11 protein-coding genes are annotated in these 13,162 nt (G+C 48.0%); 8 read left to right on the forward strand and 3 right to left on the reverse strand.

Going from position 1 to position 13,162, the window contains the following annotated elements; all coding sequences use genetic code 11:
• Window positions 1-53: 53 nt before the first annotated feature.
• The gene (locus PAEAM_RS16550) at window positions 54-1,007 is read left to right on the forward strand and encodes a nucleoside hydrolase (protein WP_017691781.1); all 954 of its coding nucleotides are present in this window, start codon (window positions 54-56) and stop codon (window positions 1,005-1,007) included.
• Window positions 1,008-1,156: 149 nt separating this feature from the next.
• On the opposite strand, the gene PAEAM_RS16555 is transcribed toward PAEAM_RS16550, so the two are convergent.
• The 3 genes from PAEAM_RS16555 to PAEAM_RS16565 form a co-directional block, all read right to left on the reverse strand.
• A complete protein-coding gene (locus PAEAM_RS16555) occupies window positions 1,157-2,875 on the reverse strand; it encodes a methyl-accepting chemotaxis protein (protein ID WP_100528285.1) in 1,719 nt (572 codons plus the stop codon).
• 272 nt (window positions 2,876-3,147) lie between these two features.
• A complete protein-coding gene (locus PAEAM_RS16560) occupies window positions 3,148-3,879 on the reverse strand; it encodes a DUF3105 domain-containing protein (RefSeq protein ID WP_165789949.1) in 732 nt (243 codons plus the stop codon).
• A 364-nt stretch (window positions 3,880-4,243) separates the two neighbouring features.
• A complete protein-coding gene (locus PAEAM_RS16565; protein WP_100528287.1) occupies window positions 4,244-5,158 on the reverse strand; it encodes a zinc ribbon domain-containing protein in 915 nt (304 codons plus the stop codon).
• Between the two features lie 374 nt (window positions 5,159-5,532).
• Between PAEAM_RS16565 and PAEAM_RS16570 the strand changes: the two genes are divergently transcribed.
• From PAEAM_RS16570 to PAEAM_RS16605, 7 genes are all read left to right on the forward strand, one after another.
• Window positions 5,533-5,877 carry a Na-translocating system protein MpsC family protein gene (locus PAEAM_RS16570; protein WP_100528288.1) on the forward strand — a complete coding sequence of 115 codons (345 nt, stop codon included), beginning with the start codon at window positions 5,533-5,535 and terminating at the stop codon, window positions 5,875-5,877.
• 250 nt (window positions 5,878-6,127) lie between these two features.
• Complete coding sequence (locus PAEAM_RS16580) at window positions 6,128-7,198, forward strand: ABC transporter substrate-binding protein (RefSeq protein WP_100528504.1); 1,071 nt, start codon at window positions 6,128-6,130, stop codon at window positions 7,196-7,198.
• Window positions 7,199-7,297: 99 nt separating this feature from the next.
• A complete protein-coding gene (locus PAEAM_RS16585) occupies window positions 7,298-8,236 on the forward strand; it encodes a nucleoside hydrolase (RefSeq protein WP_100528290.1) in 939 nt (312 codons plus the stop codon).
• Between the two features lie 279 nt (window positions 8,237-8,515).
• Window positions 8,516-9,337 (forward strand): ABC transporter permease, encoded by an 822-nt coding sequence (locus tag PAEAM_RS16590; RefSeq protein WP_036612869.1) that lies wholly within the window; start codon window positions 8,516-8,518, stop codon window positions 9,335-9,337.
• A 4-nt stretch (window positions 9,338-9,341) separates the two neighbouring features.
• Window positions 9,342-10,133 (forward strand): ABC transporter permease, encoded by a 792-nt coding sequence (locus PAEAM_RS16595; protein WP_017691790.1) that lies wholly within the window; start codon window positions 9,342-9,344, stop codon window positions 10,131-10,133.
• A gap of 18 nt (window positions 10,134-10,151) precedes the next feature.
• Entirely contained in the window at window positions 10,152-11,210 is a 1,059-nt protein-coding gene (locus PAEAM_RS16600) for an ABC transporter ATP-binding protein (protein WP_100528291.1), read from the forward strand.
• Window positions 11,211-11,386: 176 nt separating this feature from the next.
• A complete protein-coding gene (locus PAEAM_RS16605) occupies window positions 11,387-13,126 on the forward strand; it encodes an adenine deaminase C-terminal domain-containing protein (protein ID WP_100528292.1) in 1,740 nt (579 codons plus the stop codon).
• Window positions 13,127-13,162: the final 36 nt, after the last annotated feature.

Below are 13,162 nucleotides of genomic sequence, written 5' to 3' on the forward strand. Positions count from 1 at the left end.
GCAGACGGATGATCAACATCAATGGGACAACCAGGGGAAGGATGAAAGCAAGCATGACGAACCAACTTAATGTGTATTTCAACCATGACGGCGGCGTAGATGACCTCGTATCGCTGTTCATGCTTCTGCAAATGGACAATGTACATGTAACCGGCGTATCGGTTATTCCGGCAGACGGATATCTGGAGCCAGCAACAGATGCCAGCCGTAAAATTATCGATCGTTTCGGTACATATTCCGTAGAGGTATCCAAATCCAACTCCAGAGGGAAAAATCCATTTCCTGCGGCGTGGAGACTGCATTCCTTCTATGTAGATGCACTTCCTGTACTGAACGAGTCCGGCAAAATGGAAGCACCACTTTCTGCCGTTCCGGCACACCAGCATCTGATCGAGAAAGTGCGCAATACCGAAGGCAAAACGTTGCTCCTGTTCACAGGCCCACTGACTGACCTTGCGCGTGCACTGGACGAAGCACCAGACATTGAAGAGAAAATCGACAAGCTGGTATGGATGGGTGGTACATTCGAGCGTGGTAACGTAGAAGAGCCTGAGCATGATGGTACAGCTGAATGGAACGTATTCTGGGACCCGGAAGCGGCTTATCGTGTGTGGCAGAGCGGCATCCAGATCGATCTGGTTGCACTGGAAAGCACGAACAAAGTACCTCTGACTCCAGCCGTTCGTAACCGCTGGGCAGCAGAGCGTCGCTTCGAAGGCGTTGATTTCCTGGGTAACTGTTACGCAGGTTGTCCGCCACTGGTGTACAGTGAGACAAATTCCACATACTATCTGTGGGATGTGCTGACAACGGCTTCCGTTGGACGCGAGGACATCGTGAAGAAAAAAACCGTAAACTGTATTGTCATCCCGGATGGTCCTAGCCAAGGCCGCACGGTGGAGCAAGCAGACGGACGTCCAGTACAACTGGTGTATGATACCGATCCAGAAGCGTTCTTTACGTATATGACGGATTTGGGTAAAAAAGCTGCTCCGCAGCGCTACTAATTCAGGCAGCTGTAAGGCTTGCCATCCTTAAAGGTACAACAAAATAAAGCCGCAGGCAGTGGTCTGGATATGGGGTTGAACCCCATAATCCCGTCCCTGCCGTGCGGCTTTTTGTTTTGGGCTGATTTATATAGTAATCTAGCTGCCCGCTATATTTTAAATCGACCAATCAATCCGTTTAACTCACTGGACAATACCCGCAGCGATTCGGCGGATGCACTCATCTCATCCATGGATTGCAGCTGGCTACCGGTAGCGTGCGATACCTTCTGGATACTTGAAGAGGATTCGCGTGAGATATGTTCCATATCCTCCACGGAAGCGGATACTTCTTCTGCACTGGCAGACAGCTGCTCGGATGCTGCGGATACTTCGTGCAGACGTTCATTCATCGTCTCAATCCCGGTATGAATGGATGTGAATGAACGGCCTGCCTCCTGAACAACAGCGAGACCGGATTGGACTGCTGATGTGCTGGCAGACATATGTTCTGACAACAGGGCAGTCTGGCGTGTCATCTCGGCGATCAGTTCGGTTACATGCTGGGACGATTGCTCTGATTCCCCCGCAAGCTTGCGAACCTCTGAGGCAACCACCGCAAACCCGCTGCCATACTCTCCTGCACGAGCTGCTTCAATACTTGCATTAAGTGCGAGCAGATTGGTCTGTGAAGCGATACCCTTCATCAGATGTGCCACCGACTCAATTTTACCTGAGTACTGCTCCAGCTGAGAGGTGGAGGCCACCATCTGCACATTCGCTTGATGAATTTTGTCCATACTGTCCATCGCCGTGTTGATGTTGGCCTGACCTTGCACCGCGTTATTGGTCGTTTCCTGTGAGACATCCGCAACCATGGAGGAAGAATTCGCAATATGCTGCATGCTGCGTGTGATCTCTTCCATGGCTACCGTAACTTCGCCAGCACGAGCCACCTGTTCAGCAGCTCCACTGGCCGTATGATTGGTATGCTCAGCAATGCGCTGGCTGGCTTCAGCAGTCGCCTGTGAATGTTTCGATACTCCTTCTGCAGCTTGTAGCAGAGAGTCGGAGCTTTGACGGATGCCCGTCATGACATCACGGGTACCTGTAACCAGATGTTTGAACTCCGAAGCGAGTTGTCCTACCTCGTCCTTGCGACTAAGTTCAACGTTGACGGTCAGGTCGCCTTTTCCAACTTCGGTAATCAACTTCTTCAGCTTCACCAATGGACGGGTCAAGTAATGGGCGAAGCCATACACCAGCAAGACACTGAGTAGCACGATGGAGAGGGCTGTCCAGATCATCGTCATCCGATTCCGTGTCATTAGTTCATAGACAGCGGTGGAGTCCAAGTCAGCACCAACCAGACCAAGTAGTTCCCCATTGGCTCCATGAATAGGTACATAAGCTGTAATAGTTGCCCCGTACTCATCTTGGGTCAGATCACCTCGTACAGGTTCATTTTGCTCAAAAGCCTGCAACATGCCTTCATAATGGTTCTCTTCAGGAGAACCGTATGGCGAGAAGTCATCTTCTGCCACATCCGAAGCAGCACCATCTACAACGTAATAATACGATGTGGCCCCATTCTCTTGCCGTTTACCGAGCGTGTACAGATACTTCAACCCATTGGCCTCACGAAGCTGGCTAAGCTGTTCGCGTAATGTACCATAATAGTCCGTTTCGTCTTGTCCCGTGCTTAGTGGCGCATACAGGGAGGTGTCGATGGACTGAACTGCCCGTTCAGCCACAGCCTGTGCCTGCATCCCCATGGATTGTTCGACCAGTTGAGCCGATGAACGGTACATGGTAATGCCAAGAACCGCACCCGCGGCCAGCATCAGACAGGAAAAAAATAAAAAGATCCTCATAAACAAACTGTTCATTGGTAAAATTGTTCCCCCTTGATCTGTTAAATCAATCGTCTCTTTGTCTCTTTACTTGGTGCTTGTTGTTCTTCTTTGGCTCGTATGTATTGTATATCAAATATACAGTTTTCTACTTGAAATATCGGCATCCGGTCCATAAAGAATTAGCCCCCGAGTCAATTTGATCCGGGAGCTAGTTTCTTTTCAATCCTATATTGATGATGCCCATCATTGGAACACACCTCATTGTTACTATTAGAGGGGCTTCACATAACTGAGTGATTAGGTCATTACATCGTTCCGCCGCCCTGGCGAACAGAGGCAGGAATCTTTTCAGGTCCCTGATTAATATATTTATGGATAAAAGTACCCACCTTGGCATCGTCGAATTGGTCGAGCTTCATCGTTTTGGTCCATGCGGTCACGACGACTTCACTGCCTGCGGGAATATCCTTGTTGGGTACAGCCAGAATACCTGCTCCGGCTTCACGGAATTTGGCGAGGTATTTCAGATGTTCCTTCAAATCCTCGCTTGCGTTCTCACGATAATAGATGATGATGTCCCCATGCTCCAGATTGTGTACGAGGTAATTATAACCAGGGAAGTCGGTGTAAAATCCAAACTTGATATCATGTGGATTATGCGGCCCCGATGTTGGAATTGTCATCTCATACTGAATGGGGTCCTCCGTATGGTCTGCCCCATAATATTTATCGTCCGTCACGTCGATTGTCGCGTTGGACTCCAGATCGGCTACATTATATGTTTTACCTGCTCCTTGCATGAAGAACAGGCCAAACGTAATAATCGAAACAGCCATCATTACATGTGCAGCCAGCCGAAGGGATCGACTTTTTTTCTGGATGTCCGCCCGCTCTTTCTTTTTCATGTGGCCCAGGATTCTGCCCTGTGTGCGTGATGCCCAGATATAGGTGGCGATGGAGAACAGTAACACGATTACACCTACGATGAGCCACAGGTAGGATGTACCTGCCTCGTGCTCCATTTGCATATGGTTCATATGAGTCATGTCCATAGAGAGTTCCTCTGCTTTCTTTGTAAAATGAGTGATTAATACACTACATGATGTAGTGTTGACTGCAATGGTGAATCTAACGGGAGTTGCTAGTTTCGTATTTGTTACATAAATAAGAACATACCCATTGCACTACACATTATAGTGTATGAAACATGCCTAGCGCAACGCTGCCTTATAAAACTAAAAAAGACCTTCCCCGCGTCAGCAGGGAAAGCCATGATTCGCCTATATCGCCAGATTTCACCTTTGTAAAAGTGAATTAAAAAATCTGGAGATAACAGCGATCGGAAGGTGGTTCTGTCATTGAAGTAACAAGTGTAAATAGCTTTATTCCAACTGAACTATTTTACAGACGACCAAACGGTGAAAGCATCAGGCTGATCAGTCCAACAATAATCTCACCCAGCGATTGATACAGAATAAAGAACACAACCACATTAGCGATCAGCACGCTGTACATGCTGTCGATGGCTGCTTTGGTACGATTCAGTGGATACTGGAACAGCACCGAATTCAGAGCAACAAAGATAATGATATACGAGACAGCAAGCAATGAGATCGCGATGGAATACGAGATGATAATAAACAGATTCGCAAGAACAAGGGATACGACAGCAGGAACAAGCAATGTACCAAACTGGGCAACCAGTGTTTTGGGACGGAAGGTTATTTTTTCAATCTTCAGAATAGCGTACATCAGTGCAATAGAGGCAATCAGGATAATGACGGTGAACAACAGCGGTCTTAAAAATCCACCAATGAACAAGCCGTCCATGCCTATGCGACTAAAGGTAATTAAGAAGTATGTAGAAGATAGAACTGCGATTAGCGCCATTGTTAGCCATCCGTTTAGGGAATGCTGGTCGCCAACGGTTTTCATCGTCTGATAAGGACGGGCCAATACACTGAGGAAATAGGATAGATACTGTTTGCTTACTTCTTTGGCTTGCTGAACTTTCTCATTCTGCACAATATTATTCCACTGATTGGAGCTATTGTCTCCTGCAGAAGCATGGTCATTGGTACCTGTTGATTCTCTCGCCTGTTCCTTGTGAATGGAGACGGATGGTGTGTTGGATGGAACGGATGCCTGGGAAGAGGTAGCCTGCGTGCTGGACCAACGGGTATATTCGGGTTCGGAAGCAGCAGATTCCGAGTTCGGTACAGGAGTTGGTGATGAGGTTGTTTGCGTTAGATTAGAGCCGCACCTCTCGCAAAAATGGGCATCTCCATTTTCGTGATTACATACTGGACATTTCATGGTATAAGCCTCCAATTTCTAGAAAATAAAAACATGTCAACATTGTGTCTCATTTTAACGGTTAATGACGAAGTTTGTCTATGTTTCGCAGGAATTAGTACCCATTTAGGGAAAGTTGAAACAAAGCCTCGAATCCTGTGTATGAAAACGGAGTGTAGAAGCAACAATAGTATAGGAATGACATGCAGGCATATTAATGTAAATTCACTGTGGTTTAAGACGAATTGTTTTTGGCGGTTAATGTCTCATCGTTCGCTTTTATGTGTTATTCTCATGTTAACTATATCTTTTGGGTTGCCTATGATCGTATATTTATGTATAATCAATCGTGTTAACACGTCGAATGTACGGTAGTAAGAGATGTGGGTGAGTTCATGGAACTACTGGACAGCAATGAGAGCAAGAAGAAGATGTGCCAGTATTATAACGAAATTTCGAAGGAACTGTTCGGATTTGGCACCACTCTCCTGAGAGTGACCATTGATCAGAATATTGTGACCTTCTACGCGAAGCACCGACGTTCACCGCGCTCTGACGCCCTGGAAGGGGAGGCCCCCGGCTTAAAGCTGGAAGTGGACTTCCGCATGTCTGTCTTATATAAGAAGAAATTCCGGGAGAAGCTCGAGCTACACATGGGTTTGCCAATTGAAGCTATATTGCGGGATTATGATGCGTCCACTCAGTGGGCGATCACAAATGTGATTCTGGAACAGGCTTAAGGATGGATCGGCAGGATTAATTCTTGTTGATGTATGCAGAGGTTATGGCCCGAATTCATGATCAGGTTCCGTACAATTTCATATGATGGCGTCTGTCTTCGGATTGATTCTGAAGCAGAAACCGATGATGTACCGGCAGCGGGTGTCGCTTTCCTTTGTTTACGAAGAAAAGTGTTCTTGTTTATACAAGAGCACTTTTCTTTTTGTTTTTTCATACACATCACATATATCAGGGGGAATCAGGATCATGATGAAAAAGTGGATTAGCGGTTTGGCAGCAGTGGCAATGACATCGGTATTACTTGCAGGTTGTGGCAACAGCACGGATGATGCAACAGGCGGATCAGGCAGTGGGGGAACCGCAGCGAACAAATTGGTTATCTCCACTTGGGGCTTCTCTGAAGATTTCTTCAATGAAGAAGTATTTGGTCCATTCGAAAAAGAACATAATGTAGACATCGTGCTCGAAGTCGGCAATAATGCTGAACGTCTGAATAAAATTCGTCAAGGTACATCCAATGTCGATGTTATCTACCTGTCTGATTACTATGCACAACAAGGTATCGATGAAGGTCTGTTTGAGAAAATTGACCGCTCCAAAATTCCAAATGTAAATGACATTTATGATATTGCCAAAGCACCACTTGGTGAAGATTATGGCCCGGCCTACACGGTTGGACAGCTCGGTATCGCTTATAACCCGGATCTTGTATCCAAAGAAGTGACTTCATGGAGTGACCTGTGGGACCCGGCGTTCGAAGGTAACCTGACCATCCCGAATATTACGGCAACAGCAGGCCCAATGGTTGTGGATGCAGCTTCCCGTGTAGCTGGAAACGATACGTTTAATGAAGATGCGGCATTTGCTGAACTGAAAAAACTGAGCGGCAATGTGGTGAAATTCTATAGCCAAACGTCCGAGTTCGTGAACATGTTCTCCCAAGAAGAAATTGCGGGCGGACCGATCATGGAAATGTATTTCAAAGATCTGAAAGCAGCCGTGCCTAATGCAAAGTTTGTTACACCTAGCGAAGGTGCATATGCCGTGATGAACACAATCAATGTCGTGAAGGGCAGCAAAAACAAAGAGCTCGCTGAAGAGTTCATCAACTGGCAGCTCAGCCAGGATGTACAAGCGAAATCTGCTAAAGCCAAAGTCGATTCCCCGGTTAACACAAAGGTTGAATTGACTGCTGAAGAAGCAGAAGGCGTAACATACGGCGCTGAAGTTGTTGAGAAGCTGAACAAGCTGGATATGGAATTCGTGAATCAACAGGTTAAAGGCTGGACGGATCGCTGGAACCGTGAGATTGCACAATAAACAAGTAACCGACTGACTTAAAAGTTATCTTTGGTCAACATGTTTAACTTATATCATGTGCAGCAAGCAACCATATCACCGCATAGGAGTTGAGAACGGATGAGTGGAGCGCAAAATCGCATCATTCTGGACGTGGACACGGGGATTGACGATGCACTGGCGATTTTGCTGGCCGTCAAAAGTCGGAAGTTGGACATTCTCGGCATCACCACAGTCTGTGGGAACGTATCACTCCAGCAGGCAACAGAGAATACATGTAAAATTCTTGAACTCGCGGGTGCACCTGAAATTCCGGTCATTGCCGGAGCAGCTGGGCCGCTCACTCGCAAGTCGCATTATGAACACCGGGTACATGGACAGGACGGATTGGGCGGTGCGCTGCCTGATCCGGCCGTGTCTAAGAAAGCCGAGGAAGGTTTTGCGCCAGACTTTATCGTGGAACAAGCCAAGCAACATCCGGGCGAACTGACATTAATCATGACCGCACCCTTAACGAACTTGGCACTCGCGCTTATGAAGTGCCCTGAATTACCTTCTTTATTGAAGGAAGTCATCTTCATGGGTGGCGTAGTTCGTGGACATGGCAACATTACACCAACCGCCGAGTACAACACATACGCTGATCCAGAGGCCGCACGCATCGTACTGCACGCAGGCATCGAGAAGCTTACCCAAGTCGGATTGGATGTGACGCGTCAAACATTGCTGAATGAAGCAACGATTGAGCGTCTCACTGATCCTGCACTGCGCGCGTACGTTGCTCAAAGCACGGAGATTTACATCAACCGTTACGAACAAATGAACGGCGTCCGCGCTTGCGCTTTACATGATCCACTAGCCGTAGGCGTAGTCCTTGCCCCGGAACTGGTAGGACGCAAATCATATTACGTGGATGTCGAAACCGCCAGCCGCCTGTGCGATGGCCAGATGGTATGTGACTTCCAAAACCGTTTGGGTGAGCAGCCCAACACCCTCGTCTGCGAAACTGTAGATGCGGAAGCATTCCTTGAACTGTTTATCAACGCGTTAAATGCGTAGTTATGAACTTCACGGCATTGGAGTTCAGTCTAAAATCAACCCACCTAATTCGCTGGTAGTGTAGGGGACGAAATCGATTCTGAAGAAGCGAAGCGTTCGCCTTTATCCTTGGATTTTTCCTTCTACTAAGAAGGAGATCAAGAAAATCCAAGGATAACAGCGATCGTAAGAACGATTCGTAACCGGAACGGCTGGTGCGATAAACATGGACGTTTATTTTTGAAATGTGCGCCAGTAAAACGTGTGAATAAAACCATTTTACAAGTCAGGAGTATCGCGATGAAGAAATCAGTAATCTACTGGCTATTGCTGCCGGGATTCGTGTTTTTGGCGGCATTTATGATCATTCCGATTGTCCTGACGATCGGGTCGACGTTTTTCCAAGAAAACTCCTTCACGTTTGAAGGATACATGCATTTTTTCAGAGACCCATACTTTTTGAAAATATTGCTTACGACGCTGCAAGTCAGCGTGGTCACCACCATCGTCTGTGTGGTGCTCGGATTCCCGACAGCTTATTATATTTCGCAGAAAGCGCCGCGCCGCAAAGGCATTTTGCTGGCACTGGCGATCTTCCCACTGCTGACGAGCCCGGTCGTGCGCTCGTTTAGCTGGATGATCATTCTTGGACGCAAAGGGTTAATCAATAACACCCTTGTTGGTCTGGGTATCGTGGACAAGCCGCTGGACATTCTGTACACGCCGGCAGCGATGATGATCGGTCTGACACACCTGTTCCTGCCACTGATGATTATCTCTCTGGTGGGCGTGCTGGAGAACATTGACGGTGACCTGCTCAAAGCAGCACAAAGTCTGGGTGCATCGCGCATTACGGCATTCCGCCGGGTCGTGTTCCCACTGGCTGTGCCAGGACTTGTGATCGGAGCCGTGCTTGTCTTTGTCGGAAGCCTGACGGCGTATACCACACCTGCCCTCCTTGGAGGAAAACAGCGTGTAATTGCTACGTTCCTGTATCAAAACGCCATGACCCTCAACGACTGGTATCTGGCCTCGGTTGTTGCCGCGATTATGATTGTGATTACATTTGTCGTGGTTGGTGTCATGAACAAAATGGCCAAAACTTTAAATCCGAAGGGGTAGACATATGCGGGAGAAACATATCGGGCTGGGCCTGTTCAGTCTGCTGGTCTTTATCTTTCTGCTGGGCCCGCTTCTGATCATATCGGTCACTTCGTTTGAACCGGGAACGGTACTCAAATTTCCGCCGGAAGGGTTCTCCTTCCGCTGGTATGAGAATATTTTCAACACAGGCGGTTTCCTCCGCACATTCCAGACGTCCATCATCATTTCCCTGTTGGGAAACCTGTTGGCGCTGGTACTCGGAGTTCCTGCTGCGTATGCACTCAGTCGTTACGATTTCAAAGGCAAGTCCGTGCTGAACGCACTGTTCCTGTCCCCGGTACTGATCCCGGGAATCGTGCTTGGTTTTACATTGATGAAATACCTGATCGTAATTTACCATCTGCCGATGTACCTTGGACTGTTGATCGGTCATACGATTATCATGCTGCCATTTATCATTCGGGTTATCGCGTCGAGTCTGTCGAGCTTTGACTTTGCAGTGGAAGAAGCTGCGCTGAGTCTTGGTGCGGGACGGGTAAGAACGTTCTTCACGATCGTGCTTCCTAACATCCGCTCAGGAATTATCGCTGCGGTGTTGATTGCCTTCCTGGAGTCCTTCAACAACGTGGACATATCGGTGTTCATGACCGGACCAGGGGTAAGCACATTACCGATCCAGATGCTGACGTATGTGGAGAATTATTTTGACCCAACGATTGCAGCGATTTCCGTGCTGTTGATGGTACTGACCGGACTATTAATGTTCGTGATCGAACGGATCATGGGCGGATTTTCATACTTTACTAAACGTTAATTGGAGGCGCAGAACGCTATGGCATTGCTGACATTAGACCACGTATCCGTGGCATACGATAAGCAGACAATCCTGAAGGATTTTCAGTTGGAGCTGGAAAAAGGTAAACTGCTCTCCCTGCTCGGACCGAGCGGTTGCGGCAAAACAACTACGCTGCGCCTCATCGCCGGATTTCTGGAAGCATCACAGGGCAAGTTTATGTTCGGCGGCAAGGATTATACGAAGGTTCCGGCGAACAAGCGGAACTTCGGATTTGTATTTCAGAGTTATGCGTTATTCCCGCATCTATCTGTCTATGACAACGTGGCCTTTGGCCTGCGGATGCGCAAGGTGAAAGACAAGGATATCTCTTCCCGTGTGATGCGAATCCTGGAAGTCGTTAACCTGAATGGATTTGAGAAACGTTTTCCACAAGAACTGTCCGGTGGACAGCGTCAGCGTGTAGCCATTGCTCGTGCATTGGTCATTGAGCCTGACCTGCTTTTGTTCGACGAACCACTCAGTAACTTGGATGCCAACCTGCGACTCAACATGCGGGTGGAGATTCGCCGCATTCAGCAAGCGCTGGGCATCACAACGCTGTATGTCTCTCATGACCAGGAAGAGTGCTTCTCGATCTCGGATCAGGTAGCGATTATGAACAAAGGCGTGGTTGAGCAGCTCGACCGCCCGGAAACCATTTTCAAATATCCGGCAACGGAGTTTGTAGCACGATTCATCGGGTTCCATAATTTCATTGAATTCGCGGAGCGTAGTGATGCTGGTGAATTAATCACACTGAGTGCAGGTGGACGCACATTTACTGCAACAGCACATCCCGGAACAGCACGTCCCGGTGCTCGTAAAGGCGCGATTCGCCCGGATGATCTGATCGTTAGTGGAGATACTTCTGCGGATGTGGTGAATGCTTTGCCGGGGATTATCAAGGTCAGCACGTATCTGGGACGCAGTTATCAGTATGTGATCGAGACGGAACTCGGTGATTTTACAGCAAATCAGGAGATGGAAACACCATACCTTAGCGGGCAACGTGTTAGCCTGATCTTCCCACAGGACAAGCTTGTATTGGTAGAGTAGTCGTGAATGTAGCGAGTAGCTTTAAGAAATAAGAGCAGTAAAGAAGGCAATTCATGCGATGATTTCCGGACGATGGCAGTGGTGCGCAGTCATGTGCAGTACAGCAGATTAAAGTGCAGGTTCATTGTCCGGTTCGCATCGTGGTGAAATGCTTGTGAAGAAGGAGATTATGCCCCATGCGTGCAGATCAACTGATTGTGAATGTACATGTGTATAACAGTTATTATAAACGGTTTGAAATGAACAACGTCGCTGTATTGGACGGCAGATTTCTATATGTTGGACCCGGCGGACCTGAGATGATTCAGGCAGACGAAGTCATTGATGCGCGGGGAAGATACATGATTCCTGGCTTGATCGATATCCATCTGCATATCGAAAGTACGATGGTGACACCGGAAACCTTCTCCCATGGTCTGATTGGCTGCGGGGTAACGTCCATTGTCGCAGAACCGCATGAGATGGCAAATGTGTTCGGGCTGGAGGGTGTGCAGGAGATGATGGCTGTGAGTCGGGAAACCACCGTGGATATGTTCTATGCGATCCCGAGTTCCGTTCCGGCAACCCCGATGGAGACAACAGGTGGTTCGATTGAAATCGAAGATATGGACGTGTTGCTCGCCACTGGCGAGATCATCTGTCTGGGCGAGATCATGAACTATGTCGATGTCATCCGTGATCCGGAGTGCAAGACAAATCAGATTTTACAGCATATTCGCAAAAACTATCCGGATCTTGTGATCGAAGGTCATACACCGAAACTGCTTGGACTTGATCTGCATCGACTGATCTACGCTGGCATCGATTCCGACCACACTCATCAGAGCATTGAGGGATTGCAGGCGCGGATTGCGGCAGGTATGTTTATTGAAATTCAGGAGAAATCAATGACCCCGGAAGTCATGGAGTACCTGATTCAACATGATGTGGCGCAGCATTTCTGCTTCGTAACGGATGATGTGATGCCGGATTCACTGGTGGAGCGTGGTCATCTGGATCATATCGTACGGAAGGCAATTCAGATGGGGATGTGTCCGGAAGACGCGATTTATGCAGCAACATCAACCCCTGCTTCCCGGATGAAAATGACCGATCGTGGCAGCGTTGCCCCAGGCAAAGTGGCCGATTATGTGTTGGTATCCAACCTAGAGGAGCTCGCTATTGATCAGGTGTACAAAAACGGCCGCAAAGCTTATGACGATTACGAACCGTATAAGCAGGAACGCATAACCGGGCAGTTTCCACCTCACTTCTATAAGAGTGTACGGTTGGAGAAGTTGGGCGTAGCAGATTTTGCAATTCAGTTGTCAGACCCAAAAGTCAGTGGATCAGGTGTTGAACTCGCTGGTGAAGGTGAGTACCAATGCCGTGTCATGATGGTGAAGGATGGTTCTACTTTTGTGGAAGAGCATATTGCACCGGTTCAGTCCTCGGATGGTGAATTACGCTGGGAAGAAAGCGGATATGCGCAGATCGCGACCTTTGAACGTTATGGCGTGAACGGCAATCGTGCACATGGTCTGATCGGTGGAGACACCATCAAGCGTGGAGCTATTGCAACGACATACTCACATGATAATCACAACCTGCTGGTTGTAGGACGTAATCATGAAGATATGATATTGGCAGCTAACACGGTAATTTCGAGCCAGGGCGGCTTCTGTGTAGTGGAAGATGGCAAGGTGCTGTCCCATCTGGAACTTCCCGTAGGTGGTATTTTGACGGAAGAACCACTCGCAGTAGTGTCTCATCAAGTGAAGGAACTGAGAGCAGCGATGTTGTCTCTTGGGTACGTGCATTACAATCCGATCATGTCGATTAGCACGCACTCCCTTGCGGTAAGTCCCGCGCTGAAGATTACGGACTATGGCCTGATTGATGTGAATGCAGGTAAGGTTGTATCGTTAATTGTATAATTGGAATACCACATATCGTGATGTAACTCCAATTGG

The sequence above is a fragment of the Paenibacillus sp. GM1FR genome, assembly GCF_002803315.1.
Taxonomy (GTDB): Bacteria; Bacillota; Bacilli; order Paenibacillales; family Paenibacillaceae; genus Paenibacillus; species Paenibacillus amylolyticus.

Bases quoted from the DNA above. Each gene is read 5' to 3' on its own strand.
- PAEAM_RS16550 (WP_017691781.1), top strand. From the start codon at position 54: ATGACGAACCAACTTAATGTGTATTTCAACCATGACGGCGGCGTAGAT.
- PAEAM_RS16555 (WP_100528285.1), bottom strand. From the start codon at position 2,875: ATGAACAGTTTGTTTATGAGGATCTTTTTATTTTTTTCCTGTCTGATG.
- PAEAM_RS16560 (WP_165789949.1), bottom strand. From the start codon at position 3,879: ATGAACCATATGCAAATGGAGCACGAGGCAGGTACATCCTACCTGTGG.
- PAEAM_RS16565 (WP_100528287.1), bottom strand. From the start codon at position 5,158: ATGAAATGTCCAGTATGTAATCACGAAAATGGAGATGCCCATTTTTGC.
- PAEAM_RS16570 (WP_100528288.1), top strand. From the start codon at position 5,533: ATGGAACTACTGGACAGCAATGAGAGCAAGAAGAAGATGTGCCAGTAT.
- PAEAM_RS16580 (WP_100528504.1), top strand. From the start codon at position 6,128: ATGAAAAAGTGGATTAGCGGTTTGGCAGCAGTGGCAATGACATCGGTA.
- PAEAM_RS16585 (WP_100528290.1), top strand. From the start codon at position 7,298: ATGAGTGGAGCGCAAAATCGCATCATTCTGGACGTGGACACGGGGATT.
- PAEAM_RS16590 (WP_036612869.1), top strand. From the start codon at position 8,516: ATGAAGAAATCAGTAATCTACTGGCTATTGCTGCCGGGATTCGTGTTT.
- PAEAM_RS16595 (WP_017691790.1), top strand. From the start codon at position 9,342: ATGCGGGAGAAACATATCGGGCTGGGCCTGTTCAGTCTGCTGGTCTTT.
- PAEAM_RS16600 (WP_100528291.1), top strand. From the start codon at position 10,152: ATGGCATTGCTGACATTAGACCACGTATCCGTGGCATACGATAAGCAG.
- PAEAM_RS16605 (WP_100528292.1), top strand. From the start codon at position 11,387: ATGCGTGCAGATCAACTGATTGTGAATGTACATGTGTATAACAGTTAT.